Origin of the sequence: Streptomyces graminilatus (assembly GCF_001418565.1) — a bacterium.
Lineage (GTDB): Bacteria > Actinomycetota > Actinomycetes > Streptomycetales > Streptomycetaceae > Streptomyces > Streptomyces graminilatus.
On sequence record NZ_LIQQ01000143.1, the window covers coordinates 1 to 19,874 of the forward strand.

The 19,874-nt window shown below is 61.9% G+C and carries 22 protein-coding genes; 4 read left to right on the forward strand and 18 right to left on the reverse strand.

Going from position 1 to position 19,874, the window contains the following annotated elements; genetic code table 11:
* The coding region (locus AOK08_RS13840; protein ID WP_055525839.1) for a hypothetical protein at nucleotides 1-531 on the reverse strand (531 nt) is incomplete at its 3' end.
* A gap of 120 nt (nucleotides 532-651) precedes the next feature.
* The gene (locus AOK08_RS13845; protein WP_055525840.1) at nucleotides 652-1,491 is read right to left on the reverse strand and encodes a TIM barrel protein; all 840 of its coding nucleotides are present in this window, start codon (nucleotides 1,489-1,491) and stop codon (nucleotides 652-654) included.
* Between the two features lie 144 nt (nucleotides 1,492-1,635).
* On the opposite strand from AOK08_RS13845, the gene AOK08_RS13850 reads away from it, so the two are divergent.
* From AOK08_RS13850 to AOK08_RS13860, 3 genes are all read left to right on the forward strand, one after another.
* Nucleotides 1,636-2,685, forward strand: a complete 1,050-nt coding sequence (locus AOK08_RS13850; protein ID WP_055525841.1) for a hypothetical protein — start codon at nucleotides 1,636-1,638, stop codon at nucleotides 2,683-2,685.
* A gap of 122 nt (nucleotides 2,686-2,807) precedes the next feature.
* Nucleotides 2,808-3,062: a YkoF family thiamine-binding protein gene (locus AOK08_RS13855; RefSeq protein WP_079054017.1), complete on the forward strand. Its 255-nt coding sequence runs from the start codon at nucleotides 2,808-2,810 to the stop codon at nucleotides 3,060-3,062.
* Nucleotides 3,059-3,436, forward strand: a complete 378-nt coding sequence (locus tag AOK08_RS13860) for a helix-turn-helix domain-containing protein (RefSeq protein ID WP_055525843.1) — start codon at nucleotides 3,059-3,061, stop codon at nucleotides 3,434-3,436. Before AOK08_RS13855 ends, AOK08_RS13860 begins: the two co-directional genes overlap by 4 nt.
* 680 nt (nucleotides 3,437-4,116) lie before the next feature.
* Here the strand turns inward: AOK08_RS13860 and AOK08_RS13865 are convergent.
* The 9 genes from AOK08_RS13865 to AOK08_RS13900 form a co-directional block, all read right to left on the reverse strand.
* On the reverse strand, nucleotides 4,117-5,268 hold the full coding sequence (locus AOK08_RS13865; RefSeq protein ID WP_055525844.1) for a tyrosine-type recombinase/integrase: 1,152 nt from the start codon (nucleotides 5,266-5,268) through the stop codon (nucleotides 4,117-4,119).
* A gap of 106 nt (nucleotides 5,269-5,374) precedes the next feature.
* Entirely contained in the window at nucleotides 5,375-5,572 is a 198-nt protein-coding gene (locus AOK08_RS48405; RefSeq protein WP_055525845.1) for a helix-turn-helix domain-containing protein, read from the reverse strand.
* Nucleotides 5,573-5,763: 191 nt separating this feature from the next.
* Nucleotides 5,764-5,970: a hypothetical protein gene (locus tag AOK08_RS13875; RefSeq protein ID WP_055525846.1), complete on the reverse strand. Its 207-nt coding sequence runs from the start codon at nucleotides 5,968-5,970 to the stop codon at nucleotides 5,764-5,766.
* Nucleotides 5,971-7,140: 1,170 nt separating this feature from the next.
* Nucleotides 7,141-7,464, reverse strand: a complete 324-nt coding sequence (locus AOK08_RS45700) for a hypothetical protein (protein WP_157876666.1) — start codon at nucleotides 7,462-7,464, stop codon at nucleotides 7,141-7,143.
* On the reverse strand, nucleotides 7,461-8,213 hold the full coding sequence (locus AOK08_RS42310; RefSeq protein WP_063794053.1) for a ParA family protein: 753 nt from the start codon (nucleotides 8,211-8,213) through the stop codon (nucleotides 7,461-7,463). Before AOK08_RS42310 ends, AOK08_RS45700 begins: the two co-directional genes overlap by 4 nt.
* A 267-nt stretch (nucleotides 8,214-8,480) precedes the next feature.
* The gene (locus tag AOK08_RS13885; protein ID WP_157876667.1) at nucleotides 8,481-9,230 is read right to left on the reverse strand and encodes a hypothetical protein; all 750 of its coding nucleotides are present in this window, start codon (nucleotides 9,228-9,230) and stop codon (nucleotides 8,481-8,483) included.
* 10 nt (nucleotides 9,231-9,240) lie between these two features.
* Nucleotides 9,241-10,329 carry a ComEC/Rec2 family competence protein gene (locus tag AOK08_RS13890; RefSeq protein ID WP_055525849.1) on the reverse strand — a complete coding sequence of 363 codons (1,089 nt, stop codon included), beginning with the start codon at nucleotides 10,327-10,329 and terminating at the stop codon, nucleotides 9,241-9,243.
* Between the two features lie 253 nt (nucleotides 10,330-10,582).
* Nucleotides 10,583-11,440: a helix-turn-helix domain-containing protein gene (locus AOK08_RS13895; RefSeq protein WP_055525850.1), complete on the reverse strand. Its 858-nt coding sequence runs from the start codon at nucleotides 11,438-11,440 to the stop codon at nucleotides 10,583-10,585.
* Between the two features lie 12 nt (nucleotides 11,441-11,452).
* Entirely contained in the window at nucleotides 11,453-12,205 is a 753-nt protein-coding gene (locus AOK08_RS13900; RefSeq protein ID WP_055525851.1) for a DUF6879 family protein, read from the reverse strand.
* A gap of 177 nt (nucleotides 12,206-12,382) precedes the next feature.
* Here AOK08_RS13900 and AOK08_RS43095 point away from each other — a divergent pair, with 177 nt between their 5' ends.
* A complete protein-coding gene (locus AOK08_RS43095; RefSeq protein WP_079054018.1) occupies nucleotides 12,383-12,589 on the forward strand; it encodes a hypothetical protein in 207 nt (68 codons plus the stop codon).
* Between the two features lie 599 nt (nucleotides 12,590-13,188).
* On the opposite strand, the gene AOK08_RS45705 is transcribed toward AOK08_RS43095, so the two are convergent.
* The 7 genes from AOK08_RS45705 to AOK08_RS44575 form a co-directional block, all read right to left on the reverse strand.
* Nucleotides 13,189-13,512: a hypothetical protein gene (locus AOK08_RS45705; RefSeq protein ID WP_157876668.1), complete on the reverse strand. Its 324-nt coding sequence runs from the start codon at nucleotides 13,510-13,512 to the stop codon at nucleotides 13,189-13,191.
* Nucleotides 13,513-13,870: 358 nt separating this feature from the next.
* On the reverse strand, nucleotides 13,871-14,374 hold the full coding sequence (locus AOK08_RS45710) for a tetratricopeptide repeat protein (protein WP_157876669.1): 504 nt from the start codon (nucleotides 14,372-14,374) through the stop codon (nucleotides 13,871-13,873).
* Nucleotides 14,375-14,426: 52 nt separating this feature from the next.
* Nucleotides 14,427-14,837, reverse strand: coding sequence for a DUF5615 family PIN-like protein (locus tag AOK08_RS45715; protein ID WP_241826943.1), 411 nt, complete (start codon nucleotides 14,835-14,837; stop codon nucleotides 14,427-14,429).
* Nucleotides 14,788-15,006 (reverse strand): DUF433 domain-containing protein, encoded by a 219-nt coding sequence (locus AOK08_RS48880; protein WP_079054013.1) that lies wholly within the window; start codon nucleotides 15,004-15,006, stop codon nucleotides 14,788-14,790. Before AOK08_RS48880 ends, AOK08_RS45715 begins: the two co-directional genes overlap by 50 nt.
* Before the next feature lie 36 nt (nucleotides 15,007-15,042).
* Entirely contained in the window at nucleotides 15,043-16,545 is a 1,503-nt protein-coding gene (locus AOK08_RS13910; protein ID WP_055525853.1) for a type IV secretory system conjugative DNA transfer family protein, read from the reverse strand.
* On the reverse strand, nucleotides 16,542-17,543 hold the full coding sequence (locus AOK08_RS13915; protein WP_079054014.1) for a replication-relaxation family protein: 1,002 nt from the start codon (nucleotides 17,541-17,543) through the stop codon (nucleotides 16,542-16,544). The genes AOK08_RS13910 and AOK08_RS13915 overlap by 4 nt, the downstream gene beginning before the upstream one ends.
* Nucleotides 17,544-17,611: 68 nt before the next feature.
* Nucleotides 17,612-19,867 carry a type IV secretory system conjugative DNA transfer family protein gene (locus AOK08_RS44575; protein ID WP_157876671.1) on the reverse strand — a complete coding sequence of 752 codons (2,256 nt, stop codon included), beginning with the start codon at nucleotides 19,865-19,867 and terminating at the stop codon, nucleotides 17,612-17,614.
* Between the last annotated feature and the right edge of the window lie 7 nt (nucleotides 19,868-19,874).

The window sequence follows — 19,874 nt, forward strand, 5'->3', positions numbered from 1 at the left end:
CTCGACCTGTGACAGGACCCCTCGCGCGACGAGCCCCACGCCGGACGGGGGCCGCTGGTCGGCGAGGCGGATGTCCCGGTAGCCGAGCCAGCGCAGATAGAGGGCGGCGGCGGTGACCGCGTCGCGCGCGGTACGGATGGTGACGGGCTGGAAGGCCCGCCGGGGACGGGCGGCGGGGCGGGGGGCGCGGAGGGCGCCGGGGACCTTCACGGCGCCGGGCGGGGGCGGCGCGTCATTCGTCCGGGTGTCCGCGGGCGGGGTGTCCGGTACGGGGCGCGCCACCGGGACGCGCAGCACCGTGCCGCAGGGGCAGCCCAGTTCGGGGCGCGGCCACTGGTCCTCGCGTCCGCAGGCCGTACAGCGCACGGTGACCCACTGCTCGTCCCAGACATGGTGGGTGACGGCCGTCGGGGCCGCCCGTTCGTCGAGTGGCGGGCTGACCGGCGCACCGCAGGCGCAGGGGTAGGACGGCGCCTCGTACACATGCTCACGCTGACAGGCCGGGCATCGCACGGGCATGCTCTCGGCCATGGCCAACTCCACTACGTGATGTCGGGGTCAGAGCCCCATCGTGCTCCACCGACCCCCCGCTTGTCCGCCTCTTGGCGGCCTTCGCGCGTCCTCCCGCGAGTTTTCCGGGGCCGCGCGAGGTCAGGGGGTCCGGCGTGCTTCGTACGGCAGCCAGTCGAACGCCTCGGCGCTCGGCCGGTCGCCCGGCGTGTACTCCAGGCCCACCCGGCCCTCGTAACCTGCCTCGCGCAGCCGGTTGAGGTGGTCGGCGAGGGGGAGCGTGCCGGTGCCGGGGACCCCGCGGCCGGGGTTGTCGGCGATCTGGACGTGGCCCGTCCGCGCGGCGAACCGGTCGATCACCGACGGGATGTCCTCGCCGTTCATGGACAGGTGGTAAATGTCCATCAGGAAGCGGGCGTTGCCCAGGCCGCTCGCCTCGTTGACCTTGTCGACGACCTCCACGGCGGCCGGGGCGCTCACCAGCGGATACCGGGGTGAATCGACCCTGTTGAGCGTCTCGACCAGGAGAATCGCGCCGATACGGTCCGCCGCCCTCGCCGCGAGCACCAGGTTCTCCAGCGCCAGCGCGTCCTGCTCTGCCGGGTCCACGCCCTCGATCCGGTTGCCGTACGGCGCGTTGAGCGCGCCGCAGCCGAGCGACTCGGCGAGACCCGCGGCCACCTCGACGTTGGCGCGGAACCGCTCCGACTCCTCCCCGGGCACCGACAGGGCACCCCGGTCCGGGCCCGGCAGCCGTCCGGAGTAGAAGTTCAGACTGGTGAGCCGGACACCGGCGTCCTCGATCGCGGCCCGCAGGGCGGCCGGCTCGGACCGCGCCGGGGCGGGGGAGCCGGGCCAGGGCCACCACAGCTCGACCGCGGTGAAACCGGCCGCCCGGGCCGCCGCCGGACGCTCCAGGAGCGGGAGCTCCGTGAAGAGGATCGACAGGTTGACGTTGTAGCGCAGCTCGGGGAATCCCATGGGCGTCGGCTCCTCCTCTTGCTTCCTCCAGGAGAGTCTCCCCGAGTGGCGGGGCGGTAGGCGGGCGGTTACACAGGGTTCAACGTTCATAGGAGCGGGGTGCACGTTTCTCGTGCGCCAGTGCACTGAAGTTGTGAGGCAAACATGGCCGTCGAGCCATTCCCTGTCCGCCCGGAGACCTCCGGAACAGGCCAACCCCGTACCGTCACCCGCATACGCTCGGACGACCTGGTGCGCACCGTGGTCGTCGCCAGACCCCTGGACGACGTCGTCCAGCTTGTCACCCTCCTGGAGCAGTCGCCCGACGGCGTGCCGACCGCCGCGTCGGTCCTGCGCGTCGCGGCGGTGGCGCGCTCCGTCGAGGACGTCTCCCGCCTCGTGGAACTGCTGGGCCCGCCGGCCCACGGCGTCGACCGGATGGACGAGGCGATCCGGACCGCCGCCGAACAGCGGCCGGTGGCCGAGGTCGGCCGCCTGGTCGCGCTCCTGCACGCGGCCCCGCACTCCGCCCACGCGGAGGCCCAGGCGGTACGGGCAGCCGCCACCAGCAGACCCGTCGAGGACCTCGTGCAGTTGATCGGCCGCATCGGCGACACCCCGGAGTACGACCAGGAACAGGGTCGGGGCCAGGGCCAGGGCCAGGGGCAGGGTCAGGGGCAGGGTCACGGCCGGGAAGAGGAACGGGGCCGGGATCCGGGTCCCGTGACCGCGCGCACCGCCCCGCGCGCCCGGACGGCGGCGGCCGTGGCGGGCGCCGGGAGACGTGACGTCCTGTGGCTGCGCCGTGCCGCCGCCGCCCTCGTCCTGCTCTGCGGCGCGGCCCACTTCCCGCTCGACTGGGTCGACGCGCCGAGGTACGGACCGTCCGCCTCGCTCGGCGTCTTCGCGCTGTGCCTGCTGGCGGGTACGGCGCTCTGGTTCGGCCGGTCGCCGGCCGTGGCCGCCGCCGCGGTGGTCGTGCCGGGCGCGCTGGCCGCCGTACATCTGCTGGGCGCGCGTGTCGGCTCGGAGACGCTCGCCTACGTACGGCAGGCGGGCGGAGCCGTGTCCCCGCTGCCCGCCCTGGCGGCCTGTGCCGCGACCCTCGTCGCGCTGACGGCACTGGCCGTGTCCCTCGCCCGCCGACGGCGTGCCGACGATGCGCGTGACACCGACCCCGACCCCGTCCTCAAGGTGAAATCCCTCCGCCTGTAGGGCGGTTCGGGTGCGGGGCGCGTGCTTCCGGAAGGGCGCGCGGCCCCGCTGATCGCGGCAGGGGAGTCCGTTAGGGTCGTGTCCGAGTGGCTGGGACACGACCTGACGGAAGAATGGGCACAGTGCGACTGCGAGTGGAGTTCACGACCGAGCCCTTCGACCTCGACGAGGCGCCCGCGCACGCGCTGGTCGCCCGGGAGGTCATCGAGGCGGCCGAGCTGGACGCGGTGGACGTCGGCCCGTTCGGCAACACCGCCGAAGGCCGTGCCGACGCCGTACTCGTCGCTCTGGACGCGCTGCTGCGCCGGACCCTGGAGGCCGGGGCCACCCGGATCTCCCTCCAGGTCAACGTGATCGACGGGGAGGGCGACCGGTGACCGGCGCCGGGGACGACCCCGTCGCCGCCGCCTTCGTCGCGGCCGTGAAACCGCTGGTCGACGCCATGGGCGGCGAACTGGTCGCCCCGGACCTGGCAGGCCCCGACGACGTCGTGCTCGCCTGGGCGGGCGCCGACGTGGTCGCCGTACGCCTGCCGCAGCTCGCCGACTCGCTCGATCACATCCTGGCGGCGCTGGAGCGCGGACACGGCAAGCCGCTGGCCGAACTGGACCGCAAGGCCAAACAGGAGATCGTACGGATGCTGGAGGCACGCGGCGCCTTCTCCGTGCGGCACGGGGTGGAGACCGTGGCGAGCGCCCTCGGGGTCAGCCGCTTCACGGTCTACAACTACCTGAACCGGGAAAAGAGCTGAGCAGAGACAAAGCCCCAGGTGACGAGCACATAAGGGACGGTCGGTTCCCGGTTACAAGGCCGGGCGTCTCACACTTTCTCACAAGCTCTCCTGCGGAGCGCGGAGCACCGCTCACGACCAGACACACTCAACGGGTAGCGAAGTACTTGCCGAAAGGGCAAGCATGGGGGAGCGGTGTTTTCGCCTGGCACCTTTGGTGATTTCACCAGCCAGCACGGCACAGCGGAACGGAACGATCATGACCGAGGTCATGTTCATACGCGGTGAACCATGCGTCCGCTGCTCAGGAGAACAACCACAGCCTGTCGAAACAGGGCGCACCCTCTGCGAAGATCACTTCCGGGACGTCGCGGTCGTGCACTTCGCTCGGCGAAACCGGGTCTTCGAAGTTAAGCGGTGCGACATGGTCATGCCATCTCGGCGACCTGTACACCGGGAGCCGCTCCGGGCGGCCGTTGCCCAGATGTCGAGCCGCGCCAGCACTCCCGTCGACGGCTGTCATGTACGCGCGCACCGCTCAACTTCGAAGACCCGCGAAACCACACGGACCCAGTGGAAACGTGGAAACGGCAACTCGGCGATGAACGGTGGCCTCCAAGGCGTATCCGCACCCATAGCCGAGGAAGTTGATCGTGCACTGGCGCCTTCCGGGGGTCACCAATGACGAGCGGGAGATGCTTCTACCCGAGCAGCCGGTCGAACGCAGCAGCAGCAACCCGCAGGTGCTCAGGGTCGATGGTGACATAGACCCGCTTGGTGAACGCGGCGTTGGAGTGACCAGCCCACGCTGCAAGCACCGTGTCGGGCACGCCAGTGGTCGCCAGGAACGTGAGCGCGCTGTGGCGGGCGTCGTAGGGGCGAACCTTGCGCACACCACCCTCCCGCATCAGGCGGTAGGCGTGATAGCGCAGCCGCTCGGACGTGAAGGGCCTTCCCCACTTGTCCACCAGGACGTACTCAGCATCCTGGTACGCCTCGCCCGCCTTGAGCTTTTCAGCGGCCTGCCGAGCATGAAACGCCTTGAGCGCTTGGAGCACCGGAGCGGGAAGCGGCAGCGTGCGCTGGCCTGCCTCTGTCTTGGTCTCTTTTTCCTCAACCACGTGGCCCACGAGCGTGCGGGTCATCTCGACCTTCACTACCCCGGCCTCAAGGTCGACGGCACTCCACTTGAGGCCACATACTTCTGCTGGACGAAGCCCGAGAAAAGACAGAAGAATCGGCGCGAACAGGCGGTCAGTCTTACTCCCGCGCAGAAACTCCTTGACCTCCTCCTCGGTCCACGGTTTACGAGCGGCCTTCCGCTTGGCCTGCGCCTTCCGAAGCTGTCTCGGGACTCTCGTAAACTGAGCGACGTTCCGAGCGACGAGCTTACGGCGAAGCGCCTCATTGAGTGCTGAGCGAATTCTGCTCAGCGCAAGCTCAACGGAATACGCTCCAACACCGTTGCCACTCCGACCGCTGGTCATCATCCAGGCCACCAGCTCATCCATATGTTCTTCCGTCAGCTGCTGGAGGCGAAGGTGTCCATACAGATCTTTCAACGGCGCCAGTGCGTAGGTATAGCTACGGATGGTGTTCTTCTCGACATCAACCGTTGCACCCTTGAGCCATATATCGACCCACTCAGAGACCGTCATCTTGTCGGACGCCACGTACTCACCTGTCTTGGACTGGTGGCGTATCCGTGCCCACTCGTCGCGAGCTTCTTTCTTGGTATCGAAGGTCTTGGTGATTTGCCGACGCTTCCCGTCGGCCTTCCTTGGGCCGTCCGTCACGAAGCGGTATCGCACCGTGCCGTCCCGAAGCACGACCTTTTTGATGGGATCAGCCATCGAACACCTACCTTGCAGGTTGATCCCCCCTTTGAGTGAACCCTCTTCCCTACTCCCTTCAGCGAACCCTCCCCTTCGGCTCGCCGGAAATTTCAGCGAAGGTGGCTTACTCTGCTTCCAAATAGCGGATCAAGGATGCCGTGATCACTCGGTAGCGGGTGCCAAATGCCACGACCCGAAAGGGCACCTGATCCCGTTTGATCATCTCGTAGAGATGCGACCGTGAGATACCAAGCGCGGACGCTGCTTGGTGGACATCGATGGTGACTGCCCACGATCGCATGTCTGTAAGGGTGGGTTTCATGTGTTGTCATCCTCCTCGACGAGGCGACACCATCGGATCGCGATGGGGAGAGGATGCACGGCTACGCTGAAGAGGCTCACCGGCGAAGGTACATCTAGTTTAAGCCAACAGCCGTATAAAAGCGATGGATTCGGGCAAAGAGGTACGAGGAAAATCCGAGCAGAGCCCACATGATCGTGAGGCTTCCGCCCTCACCTCCCGAGAAGCTGGCGGCGTATCAACTCCCACCATGAGACTCGCTTGGACATCTGCTCAAACCTGCCGGCTGGAGCCTTCACGAGATCCTTCACGTGGAAGTCTCGTTCAACGCCAAGCTCACGGGCCTCCAGAAACCGGTCTGTTGCCTGCTGCTGGGTATCCGCTGGCACGCGATATACCCGAATGATCGTGTACTCCATATGTCTCACCTCCTTTCTGCGCCTCTTCGCGCGCAGTCCATAGGGCACATGGTGCACTGGCGGGTCAGGACCGAAGCAAAGCGGAGCCGCCGCAGCGGAGCCCGTAGGGCTGTCTTGACGCGACTGTGGAAGCCATGTGGCACGCTGCAAAAGCGCGAGGAGGAGCAAGGGTTCGTGATACCCCGAAACCGAACCACACGCCCGGCAGGCCTCACCTACCAGTCCGGAATGGCTTGGGAACCAAGCCCACTTCGTTATGGCGAAGCCATCGATCTTCTTGGATCCGGAACGGATCCCGTCCTACCGCGTGAGCGTTCTCTCGCGGCACGGCGGAAGGAAGGTCTGGAAGGAATGCCGTCGAGCCGCCGCTTCGGCCCCCTTTGGGGGTGGACTCGGAGCCGGCACACCCCGAAGGGCTACAGGGAACCTGTGTGTGCAGGCGGAGAGGACGGGGGGAGTCAGCCGCGCCACCGACCGCATGGGAGCTGGGGTACAACCCTGTGTGGTGGGGCTGACTCCCCCCGTCTTGCCACCCTCGAACCCGCTGGTCAGCGGGCCGTTCCTTCCAGCTATGAACCGTCCGCAGGACGCTCCCCTTCTCTGCTCCTGGTGTACCGGCTGGTGTACCGGCCTGAACCGGTACGACACCCGTCCGAGTACAAGACATACTCGATCACTGTTTGCGATCAAGATCTGTACTCAGAAACTAGCCTCGCGCCGTTTCTGGGCATGACGAAGAAACCCCCTCAGGTCCCCCTCGGAGGCTCCCCTATTCCCCGCTCGCTTCGTTCTCTCGCTTCCCTTCGCTTGCCTATCGACGCTGACGCGTCGCTTCTCAAAAGAAGTTTCGGTCAGCGACTTGTCGATGAGGTAACTCAGAACACCGGGGTTGATCCCCTGCGTCTTAGATAGATTCAGTAGTTACTGGATCGATCATGTTTGCTTCGGTCACTCGGTCATTCGCTTACGGCCAGCTAGTCCGTCTTTATTCGCAAACCCCGCAATGCGGGGGAGACGGCGGCTGCTGTGTCTGCTTCATATAAGAGCTAATCAAATAAAAAAGATCTTGTATAGTCCCGTACGGACGGCCGTACGACCGGCCGGTCATCCGGTCGAGCGGTCGCCTCGTCGCCCGGTCGGTATTATGGTGGAAAAGGAAGAAAGTGTCTATCAGAGGCCACGTTTCTTGAAGTAGTCATCGAGGGCTTCGCGAACTATTCGGCTCATGCTACCGTCTCCATTTCCTTCCATCTGTTCGCGAAGTGAGAGCTTCTTCAGGGTGTCCAATTGGTCCTGCCCCCACTCAAAACCGCGGCGGATTAGAACTCGTCGCCCGGTCGGGCGGTCGGTAGCACGAGCGGCCGTCTCGTCGCCCGGTCGGGCGGTCGGTTGATTGATAGTGGCTGGTGGCCCTTTTAAGGCCGGCTCCTTCGGAAAGAAGACGGAGCCTCGTAATTCGCTTGCAATGTCGTCAGTGTTCAGTTTCTTACTCATACATGGAAAAGTTCGGCAATCAGCTTGTTGTAGGCCAGGGCTGCTGTCGACTTCGGATTGAAGGAGAAGATGTCACGCTTCTGGAAATGCGCATCCCGAAGATCCGTGTTGCGAGGTATCACAGTCGTAAGCACTGAACTCGTGTACGTCTGGCGAAGCAACTGAAGTGACGTCTTGGTGTTAACAGTCGGATCAGCCATGGTGAACAGAAAACCAGCCAGCTGAAGCGAGGGATTGAAGTAGTCTCGAACTTCGGAAATGGTCTTGCTGATCTGAACGATCGAGTCAAGCTCAAAATAGCCTGGCGCCACAACGACGATTACTTTGTCTGCTGCTGTAAAGGCATTGATGGTGAGCCATGAGAGCGTAGGCGGGCAGTCGATGAAGACATAGTCGTAGCTGCCCTTGACCATGTCCAGCTCGCGTTTAAGTCGTTCCTCGCGATGATCAATCGCCGTCGTCAACTCAACGTCGGTCGTTGAGAGCAAGATGTGAGAGGGAACAATATCAAGATTCGGCACATTCGTCGGCTGACAGGGGAGAGGACTGCGCTCTAAAATGGTCGAAACAACTGTCTCCTGCTTGTGTATTTGTGGATAGTTCGGCAGGAGAACTTTGCTGCTATTGGCCTGGGAGTCGATATCAATCAGCAGGACGCGCTTGCCCTTGCGGGCGAGCCCTGCGGCGAGTGAGATGGTGGAAGATGTCTTTCCGACGCCTCCTTTTTGTGAAGCAACTGCAATAACCATAGGTAAGTTAAATCTGCTGGAATCCCGGTCAGGGTTCATTCCAGTGGCATTTCTTAAACTTATTGACAGAATAGCGAAGAAGTGGACATTCTGTCAATAAGGAATAATTAACGCAGCCTCCCTGCGTGTCAAGGACTCTGCACGCCGGCTACCGCCGATCCTTGACCCGAAAGGGAGGACTGCACAAGACCGTCAAAGCGAAGTGCGAAGTGTACGCCAGTGAGCCACTGAGCCACTGAGCCACGCAGAGAAACTAAGGGCCTGGCCCTATTGCGCCGCCCCCTCGGGGGCAGGCTCGGCCTTCTCGGCGGCAAGAACGACGGCAGCTTGCAGCAACTCGTACGCGTACCTCTCGGCAGCATTCTGCATCCGCGCTGGTGATGGGAGGACGCACCAAATAACGAGGCAGGCCACCGTGGAGAGGAGGGCGAGAGTATTGACGAGTGTAAGTGCCGACTGATGGTCGACGTTCGCAAGCCATACGATGTACATCAGTACACCGAGCACCACCAGGAGCCCGGTGATACGCCCGGTCCAGCGGATGCCATAGAGGTTCCGATGAAACCCGTAACTTCGGTTCTCGGCACGGACAAGGGGGAACTTCACTTCATCCCGCGTGAGGCTGCGTATCTGACCGACGGCTACCTCGATGGTTTCATCGGCCTTCACTGGGTTCGCGCGTTCACTGCGAACTGAAGGCAGCTCGATCCCGGTCACGAACGACACGGCCTTCCGCCAGGTCTCCCGCTGTAGCGAGTTCTGTCCGTCCTGCCGTAGCCGGAGCTTCTGGATGGTCGGCGAGCCACCCCATGAAGCCCAGAGCACCTCCTGAACCTTCCGACCTTGGTGGCGCACGAGTTCAGCGAGAACAACGGGACCACCGGCCAGTGACAGCGCGGTGAGAACCGATACGACCACGGGAGCCTTGCTCAGGCCAAGAACGGCCAGTGCAACGCTGACAGGCAGCAGCGCGAGCAGGCCAGGCGCAAGTCGCGCCCGGCGCTCGTAGTCGTCCAACCAGAGCACGCTACTTGTCCCCGTTGTCTTCCACGGAAGTGTGCAGCGGCTCGGGGGTGGAGGTGCTGTAACCCTCGCGGTCTGGCGCGTCGAAGTAAGACCACTTCGACACCCCCTGCGTCAGATGGACGGGGTATCCCCGCCGACGGAAGGCGTTCGTCGTCTTCTTCGCGGGGTGCTTGTTCTCGGGGTTCTTCTTGGGGACCGACGCGAAGGCCATCCCGATGACGGTCGTCTGCCCCTTGGGCCCGAGGAGTCGGTTGAGGATCGACGGACTTACGTTCCGGCGGCTGCCGTGGTGGGGCACCTGAACAAACCGCAGATCACCGGGCTCGAAACCCTCGGCTTCAAGGACATCAAGCGCCTGGCCAAGAGCGGGAATCCCAGCATCACCCGTAAACAGGAGCTTCCGCCCGTCGACCTCCAGCAAGCAGATGGTGCTGGTGTTGTTCTTGGCGGAGGTCTCTCCGTTCTCCCCCAGAGTCTCGGTGTCGAGGTCTTCATGGGAAGTCCCGGCAAGCAGCTTGTATACCAGCGTTTCCCAACTCGCCCTCGCTGCCGCCTCGGAGTCAGGCTCAACAATCTCCGCGAGCAGCTCCCGGTAGTAGTCCTCGGTGGGACCGAGCACACGAAAGACACCGTCGTCACTTGTCCAGTCGAGGAACGGCTCCTCGATGGGGACGCCCTGCGCCTTGGCGACCTCTGCAAGGTCGGTCGCGCCCTGAAGGGAGTCCCGCAGCTCGGTCTTAAGCGCCCGGGCGTTAAGGGAGAGGATCATCTTGGCGCGCGCCATGTCGGATGAATGGCTCCAGGGGAGGTGCATGAGGAGCTTCTTGACAGTCAGCTCCTCCAGCACGACCCTCAGCCCACTGATGTGGTCCTGATCCGGGTGCGTTGAAACAACAAGATCAACGATGCCGGTGTTGTAGTGCTTCCGGATGTGCTCGACGAGGGCTTCACCAGCTTTGAGGTAGCCACCGTCAATGACGATCACGGTCTGCTCGCTGCGCGAGCCGTAGAGGTTGCCGTACCGAAGAGCGATGGCGTCGCCACCGCTCGACTCGTCCCCAACGGGGAGGAAATCTATCTCGTAGCCCACAGAGGACCTACCTGTCACACGTCGTTGTGTTCCGCGTGATATTAGCACTTTCTATGGCTACGCTATGAACAGATAACTTTCGTCTGCCTGGCCCAAGTTGTCGTATCTGTTACGGTCAACGATCTTCCGCCCCCCCGGCGGCGGTTGAACCAAGGGACAACTACCCCGAAGCCACACGGAGCCCGCTGTCGGTCAACCGAATTGCAGGTCTGGCCGGTTGACGGTCCCGCTGACCGACCAGCGGGATCCAGCGTTAGCGGAACGTTGAGTTGAGGATCTGTCGCGCACGGGATATGACACCGTGTGCATCGGCCCCGTAAACCGCAGACTCTCGTAGTGTCTTCCAGACACGGGTATAGGTGTCGACGCTCTGCGAGTCGTCGAGCCAAAGCTCAGCATGCCAGTCCTCGGCGATGACGAGCCTGTCGTCAAAGATCCAGAAGCCGTTGGCGGTTGGAATCTTGAGCGAGGCGCCGAGAGGGATAACCCCAAGTTCCACCGTGTCCATACCGATGAGCCCTGAGAGGCGGTCGAGCTGGCTTGCCAAGACTGATGGGGGACAGATCAACGCGTGAAGCGCCGGCTCCCACACCAGGGCATGAAACTTCCTGCCACCCTGGTACAGCCACTCCTGGCGCTTCAGCCGTGCTCGAACGGCTTCGTCGGTATCCCGTACGGAGTTTTGAAGATCTGCGTAACGCAGGAAGATGTGCCGTGCGTAGTCCGCGGTCTGGAGCATCCCCGGGATGACGGCCTCTTCCCAGGCGTAGATGACTTTGGATCTTTCGACCTCTGCGTTCCAGCTGTCTTGCACTGGACGGTGCCCTGCGGCGAGCTGGCGACGCCACGAACGAATGTGAGACTCGAAGCCTCTGAGTCGGGCTTCCAGTTCGTCGAAGACCTCGGGCTGCTCAACGCCCTTGGCCCAGGCGCGAAGATCTTCGGTTGTTGCGGTCTGCTGGCCGTTCTCGAGTTTGTAGATCTTGGAGTGCGGCCAGCCGAGCCGCTGGGCGAGCTGTGGACCGGTGAGCCGGCCTGCGGGAGTGCAGAGCCGCAGTTCACGCAGGCGTACGCCGAGGGCTTCCCGTGCCTGCTGAAAGTCTGTGCTCACCGGCTCCGTTACCTAGCTCTTCGCGGGCAACTGTGCCGCGAACTCGTCGTATGGGATGGCATGGTGTCGCGCCGCATCGCGTACCTGGCAGTATCGCAAGACCTCGGCGGGCTCCGTGATCACCTCAACGTCCAGGAGGACATCGTCCTCGCCGAAGTTGAGCCGAGCGACCAACCGTGAGTCGAAGATCCAGAAGTCGTCGTCGGGGAGGTGCTGTGTCCTAGCGTCGCTGCGCCACAGGTACTGCATGTCCTCGCCGGCCGCCGCGTTCCGGGGCGCATCGGTGAGCAGGAAGAGCTGACCCGTCGTCGGCGGCTGGTCAACAATCCGAACGCGACCGATGGTCTTACCTGCTGCCGTCTGGGTCCGGATGTTGCGAGACCAGTCGTCGTCGTAGTCGAGGGTGATGCGGCCAGTCTCCACGAACTCCGTGTACGTCGGATCCTCACGGTCGGAGGCGTATGCGCCACGTGTCTCCAGGCGCCAAGCAGTATGTGCGAACGTCTCGAAGAGCCGACCGAACTCCTCCAGGTCGATCAGCTTGGGCACGCGTGCGACCTCCTTGGGGCCGTGGTTGACGAGCAGCTCGCGCGGCACGATCACTGCGGCGTCACGGGAGCTGAAGTGCTGAAGCTGGACAAGGTCCTTGGGGTCGGTGACAGGTGGTCCCTGGATGACGATCTCACCCGTGTCGACGTCCTCGTGGATCGCTGGGCATCCGCCATTCTTGCTGTCCGTACCGTTGAAGCTCAGTCGTCGGGCCATGGACGTCTCCTCGAAGCGGTGGGCTGCTGATTGCCTCCAGCATCACCAGGATCTGAAGCCGCGCACTACAGCCCTCCTGGCTCTGTGTGAGATCACACGAGAATATTGAGTCAGGTTACGAGAACATTGGAGAACATTGTGTAGCTGGGGCAACACCCCATTCCTACGGTCTTGTTCATGGCCAAGACCACGAAGCAGGACATTGACCCCTACGCAGCTGTGGAGACACTCAGAGCGGCTCTCGGGGAGGCGGGAATCGTCCTTCCCTCGTTGCGAGTTGACAACGCATCACCGGACCTGAAGCTCATCGAGCTCGGACGCATCCGCTCCGATATCGCCGAGCGACTGGCGGGTGTCCTGCGGCGAGGGAGTCGTGCGTCATGACCGAGAAGCTGCCGGTTCGTAGCCTTGCCGTAGATACGGGAAGTAAGGACAAGATCGGGTACGTCATGGGGTACGTCGGGCCATACGTCCAGCTGCGTCCACCCGGTGGGGGACTGGAGTGGGATGCGGACCCAGAGAGGGTGAGGCCGGCGACCGAGACGGAACAGCTGCGAGCCCGCGTCTCAGAGCTGAATCGGGCGGGACATCGTTGATGCAGACGAGAGCAGCGAAGACAGGAGATGCCGATCTCTCGACGCGCTCACCCGAATGTGCCCTTGGAGCTCAGGCCGCGTACAGAAGCCTCCATCAAGACTGCAGGCGAACGAAGGACATCCCGTTGCCGGGCAGTGCCGGCATCCTGCTCGTGCCCCGGTGCACCTGCCCGTGCCATCCCTGCAACGGCAACCAAGGCCCGGCAGGCCCCTCGGCCTGAGCCTTTGGCCGGTGGCCTGCATCGTGTTGGGAGCAGGGAGGGCTTACGCTCGCCAGCAGATCGGGCAGACACCGGGCTGCCCTTTAGTGCCCGATGAGCCCTCGCTGCGTTAGGGCCCCGACACGGGGCAGGTGGGTAAAGTCTCAGGGCCGCCCACACTGACCCGTCAATCGGAATCCCCGGTGCGGCCATGCGAACGCATGGCGGAGTAGGTGAGAGCGGCAAAGACAACCTGCACGACGCCAGCAAAAGCGCCGACAGCAGACAGAACGATGCCGAGACGGTCACTACTCGTACCGCCCTGATCAGTCATCAGCAGCCCCAGGCCTGCTCCTAGAAGTAGCAGGGCTATGAGTGCAGTTAGCCAATGAGGCTTGAGATAGAAGCCCGATGCGAGCCAGGGTGAGTTGAAGTTGCTATACAGCCCCTCGACAAGGCCAGGGCTAGTGGTGCGGTCGTTGTCTGGCAGGGAAAGCCGGTGGCGCGACATGAGCACCTCCGATAGTTCGAACCGTACAGTTAAAGACTATGAGCTTCCCGAGAGAAGTGCTAGCTACTGAACATCCAGTAGACATGCTCCAGGCACAAAGTATGGACTGGCATGACAACTATCGGCCCATACTGCGACCATCAATCAGGCAATGACCTCAAAACCTCGTCGTCAGACATTTCTTCTGCGACATAGAACGCTGCTGCAGTATCGAGCTACAGGTCTTCCCTCCTTTTGACGAGAGGATCCCGCAGTCTCCCTGCGCGTCAAGGACTTCGCATGCCGGCTCCGCCGGTCCTTGACCCGAGAGGGAGGACTGCACGAGCCCGTCAATTAAGGGGAGGGAAGGGAAAATCAGTCAGTCCTCTGTTGAGACTCCAGAGAAGCCAAGTTCGTATGCTTTGTTGAGCCACTGTGCGGCTTCTGACGAACGGCCCTCTTTTTGCAGGGACTGTGAGAGGCCATAGGCTGCGTCAGCAGCGAAGAGCGGTGCGTTATTGACGAGGAGGCGATAGAGCTTTTGAGCCTGATCCTCATTGCCGCGCATACTCACGAGGCCGGCGAGGTTGAACACCGCCAGGGAGTCTCCGGTTCGGGCTGCCTCTCGATACCAGAACTCTGCTTCTGGATAGTGTTCCTCCTCATCGAGGAGGTCAGCCAGGCTGAGTTCAGCTGGTAGATATCCGGCCTTGGCCGCTTTGTAGTACCACCGCTTCGCCTGCTCGGTGTCACCTTGCTCCTGGAGTTCTTCTGCGCGTTCGAATGCTTTCTCGATCTTCGCTTGTCTCATGTGGAGCTCGCCTCGCCATGAGTGGTAGTTCCGGTCCTTATCCAGAGTCTCTCTGTCGAGCACCAGGCGCATCTGGAGAGAGGGTCGTTCACGGAAGGTGATTGAGGCGAAGACGGACTGTTAGTCAGTCAGAGGTTTTGCGATTCTCATCGAGCCGAACATACTGCTCACGAAGCGACGTCGGAGGGCGACGCTTGAAGAAGTCGGTGAGTTCGGTATCGAGTTGAGGCAGAGGTGTGATGTCAGACACTCGGATGACGCCAGCGTCGGGCTGCGTGCCGACAAGGCGGATATAGCCTGTCCGATCATAGGTGATGAGAACTCTGCCGGCCTTCGCTGCTGCCTCATAAATGACGCGGTCCCCTGAACCGCCAAGGCCCAAGTCGTCGCGCACGTGCTTAAGGTCAAAGGCCTCGTTCAGTAAAGGAAGCTTGTGGCTGCGAGGCATGTTTTCGTCGAGAGCTATCTTGTGTGGAAATGGATCTCTAGGCATGGGCTTGCGTGTGATCATGGAACCGCAGGTCAATCGCTTCATCGATTGCACCCTTGAGGGTCGCCATGTCTACCCACCGATACATATCATGAATCTCGGCGAGGGTATGGCCGTCCCTCATGCGGTGGAAGATGGTCGCAATGGATATCCTCGTCCCTTTGATGACGAGGTCTCCGCCCATTATGTCTGATTTTGAGCTTAAATACTTCATGTGGCGTCATGTTTATAACAAATCGGGAATCCGAAGTCAACATCCGCTTTTCCGGCAAGAGTTTGAGAAGACGGTTCTGGTGGTGGGGGAGCGTTTGCGGTTCTTAGCCCTGGGCCGTCGACGAATGACGGAAGGTCCCTGCATGGTAGATACGGCTGCGGTCTCGATGGGCGAGGCTGGCTCGAAGTAGCGATCGAGGTAGTACCGCTCGACAGCGGCCAGTTCGCCTGGCACGACGGGAAGCTCGGGGAGTCGCGGCGTATGGATGCGCTGAACCCGATCGTCGGGAAGCCGTACGTAGGCCTCGCCGACTCGCAGCTGTTGGATGGACTGAACGACTTTTTCCCACTGCTCTTGAAGCGCGTAGTAGGCCGGGTGCGTTCGCTCCTCGGCGGCCTGGTCGGCCACCACGTGCTTGACGGCGTCCGGATCGACGGTGCCGAAGAGTCGGGCGGAGTGCTCGGCGTCGAGGCGGCCTGCCTTGAAGACGGCCTCAAGGCCAACATTTTGGAGGGCTCCCTTGAGGCGGTCGGAGGCTTGGCTCCAGTTCTGATGCGCCATGACGCAGAACAGTTTGTACTTGCGTGCCTCTGACAGCATCCTCGTGAGGCTCTCCTCGCTCTGCGCCATGAACTGAGAGAACTCGTCGATCATCAGGACGTGGGGTGTCCGGCGCTGGCGGTCGGCCACTCGAAGATCTGCACGGCTCAAGGCTGCGGTCTCCATGCCCACGGTGAGCAGACACCCGAAGAGCCGGCGTGTGTCCGGGGAGGCAACCGAGAGGTTGACGATCAACGAGGTACCCGAGTCGATGAGGCGACGGAAGTCCAGGACGTTGTCCTGGTGCCCCAGGGCGTAGCGAAGGATGGGGGAGAGGGTGAGAAGATCCGCCCGGTTGAGAGTCGACTCCTTCATGAGTGGTGCTTCCCGTCCCCACTGGTCCATGCGGAGTCTAAAGAAGCGGATCACCTGCGGGTCACGGATACGGGTACGGAGGAGATCGTTACGGAAGGCCGTATCGGTGAGGAGATCTGAGAGACGGGTGAGGGGGAGGCCTGCCTCCCGGAGGGCGACGACCGAGTGTTTGAGGATGTTCTCGAAGGTCGGTGCGCCATGGGCCAACTCTGGCCAGGCGCGTCTGGCTGCCTCGGTGACGTGCTCGGCCATGGCGTGATCGTCGTAGGGCTGGGCAAGGAAGTTGAACGGCAGGTACTGCTGTTCTGCGGCTGCTGCCGGAAGGTCGAGGTAGATCAACCGCTCGCGTTGCTCCCGCGTCTGCAGCTGGCCCGACGCAACGAGGTGGGCCAGCACCAGCTGAGCAAGATCGCCGTGGGGGTCGATGAGGGTGACGGGCTGACCGGCTGTATATAGGGAGAGGAAGAGCGAGGCCAGAAAGTAGCTCTTGCCTGAGCCGGTCTTGCCCAAGACGTGCATGTGAGTGCGGGCGGCGGTGAGCGGAAGGTGCAGGGTGTGCCGGAAGAACCAGGTCCAGTAGGTACCAAGGGGGATGCGCGGCTCACGGGCAGCGAAGAACGTCATTCAACCTCGCGCTCCAGCGGCAGCGTTGGGCCGATGCGGTACGAGAAAGGATCCGGAACACTGGTACTCACCTCCTCCTCGGCAGACTCAGGCGGATCAAGCAGGCTCACTGGGTGTTGTTGCCCTGCCGGGTACCAGAGGGGGGAAAAGAAGAACGCCACAGGGTCGGTGGTAACAGGAGATGCCTCACTGAAGAGGAAAATGTCGGCCATGCCTGGTTGGCCAATGGCATCGAGTTCCTGCTTCGTCCAGGTAGAGAGCTGCGCGCGGCGGGCTGCTGCCGGGACGGCGACGGCCACGGTGAGGTTGTCGGCCTGGAAGGCCTCGCGATAGGGGCCGAGGGCCCAAGCCGTGAGACAGGCGACCTTGCGGCGCCAGTGCTTCTGATGCTCGGTGCTGCGGTCAAGCTCCAGGGCGATGGCGACCGGGTCATCTGTTGTCGTCAGCTCGAACCAGGCATCAGGGATGACCGCCATGGGTGGCGCGCCTGGACGCCCCGCCGGCGGCTGCACTCGGACCGGTCGGCGCTTGAGTTGGCGCTCCGTAAGGAGTCTGGGCATCGACACAAGGAAGTCCTGGCACAGGCGCTCGGCGGCCACTAGGACGTCGACCGCGGCAAGGGTGTGCTCCATGAAGGGGTTGTCTTGAGCCTTGCGCCGTTCTTCCGAGGGGCGGTAGTAGGTGGTCAAGAGCTGGACTCCCTGGCCGGAGAGATATTGACGTCCCTTGTCAGCGAGAGTGAAGACGTGGGGTGCTGAACCCACCCGAGGGGAGGGGAGCTCTCGAAGCCTGAGGAGGTAGCCGGCCTCAGCAAGTTTTCGCAGCCGACGCTGCACGTAGCGGTTCTCGTCGCGCGCGTCGGGATAAAGGAGGCGGCCTATCTGAGCGGCCGTCATGTACTGAAGACGGTTCACTGCAGCGAGAATCTCATGATCGGCCTCGCCGATCCGAAGAGCGGCAGACGCCGAAGGGCTATGTATCTCAGGACGTTTCTTCATTGAAACACTTTGCCAAACGTGCGTGAGAAGTCCTGAATCAGGCCGTATGGGATCTGTAAGAAAGCCGTCTATCCGCGCTCCTTTGGTGACCTCCGGCCTATGGTCTGTCCTGGCGGTGGAGCCACCGTAGATGGTGGCGGTGGACCTTTCGGCTTAGGTGTTGGTCGAGCTGGCTGACCATCGTCCGGAGGCGGCTTCATCTGGCGCTTACGAACCTGCTCTTGAATTTCAGAGGGAGGAACACCGAAACAGTCTCTGCTATGAGAACGGACTCTCTGCAGGCGGGCTTCTGGCGCGATGACAAATTTTTGAGCCCATTCAATTGTAGAAGCTTCCAGCTGCTTCGATGCCTCATGGATTTCTGGTGAGAGTCCACTCCACTCCGCGAGGACATCGGGATCGATACCGTAGAGTCCTCTCCTCCTAAGGTCGCGTTCGTGTTCGTCTTTGCGTGTCTTCTGGTCTTGTGTCTCTGTCTGGCGCTGATAGTCGTCATACGTGGGCAAAGGAGCCGGCAACCGCATCCTAACCCTATGATCACGCGGTTTACCGCCAGCGGCGACGGTTTTGCAGTACGCCACATACCGAGGGAGCTGAGTGAGCATATTTGCTATCTCGGCCCGACGGTCAGCATGTGTCTGGTCGATCTCCTCGATATTGTCGTAAATCACCCTGCCACTGTCATCTTTAACTGGCGTCTCTCCGATGTACTCAGTACGGCGCTCACGCGAAGTGTGCTGCCTATAAAACCTTTCAGCCGTAGATTTGAGCCTGGTGAACTCTTCGTAGGAATCCGGCAATAGCCTGTCCGTTTCCTCATAGTCCTCTTCATACTTAGTAGCTGTTCTGTCAAGCCATTGATGGGCCTCCCAGAACTCCTCTCCGTGAGGTTCGCGGCCATACTTGTCATACAGGTATGTCAGGATGTTCCGCAGCTCGTGAGTCTCCTTGCGAGAATCTCCCCCATCTCTACGAAGGCGATTAAGCATGTAAACACCGTTCACAGTGGCATCCGAGGAATCAAATTTATGCAGCGCTGGTGTAGAATCCCCCGAAGGATATAGCGCTTTTAGGGTCTGCCAGGCATAAGAATGGGTGGCCTTCAGCTTATGGTGTCTGGACTCCGCTTCGGCGACGGCCTGACAGAGGCCATCGTAGTGAGAGCGAGACTCTTCGCTGTCCCAAACGTCTTCCTCCCATTCCCGATACTGCGGCTCTGTACGCTGTCGAGCCACCCGTTTGGTGCGAATAGGGGTACAGTCAAAGCTGCCCGCGACCTCGTGGGCATCCTCGGCACCGAGTTGGAAACAGATCAGGGTTTGCACTTCCAGTGCCTCATGCTCCGGGGTCTGCCCAAGGTTCTGATGGGCGATGGTCACGCCAAGTCCGTACTTGCCACCTTCCTCTAGAAGACGCTTGGTCGTCGGAGTGGCAAACCGACCGTACTCGTCCAGATACAAATGAACGCGTTTGCGCTGAGAGAGTGGGATCTTCTCCCGCTGGTGTATCAGGTTACTGAAGACGGACAGGAACACCATGCCGAGGAAGGACACGGTCTCCCGATCAAGGCCAGCGAGGTTAAGAATAAGTGTCCCGCCGTTCTCCATGATGGGCATAAAGGGAATGGTGTTATGTGACTGTTTGACCATGGACGCAACAAGGTCATCCTCAAGGAACCGGGCAACCTTATTGAGGACCGGTTCTCGCTTGTCCTGCTGTTTCTGTGGACTACTGGCCTCGTACTCTCGCCAGTAGTCGCCAGGATCGGAAAGTGCAGCGAGCGCATCGTGTCGGAACGAGGCGTCACGATAAAGCAGGGGAAGTTCTGCCATGGTAAAGCCGTTGGCTATGATCGCCCGTGCCGTATTGCGAAGCCCGGATTCGATGAGGGGAAGATATCCCGTTCCTTCGGTTCCCATCAGTTTACGGAAGATCTCGACGACGCGGCCAACGGTCGCCGTCACCTCTCGACCATCTGTCGGATCTGAACATTCATAGAGGTTCAACCCAAAGGAACGCTCAGTGTTGGGTTCAACGAGTACGACCTTCGACCTTGGGTCGTCGGGCTTTTCTCGATTCTCAAACGGGGCCAAGGCTATGAGGCGCTTGCTTAGGTCTCCATGAGCATCGATCACGATGGCCGCAGTGCCATGGTGCATATCGCTGAGAACTAGATGCTCAAGAACCGTGGTCTTCCCGAAACGGGATTTACCAAGCATCGCTACATGTGCGGTGCGCTGAGAATCAGGCAGCCAAAAGGCAATCGAATTCTCGTCACCGATCAGCACACTGCAAAAGGCGTCTCGCAGCTTCGCGTCCTCCACGTATCAA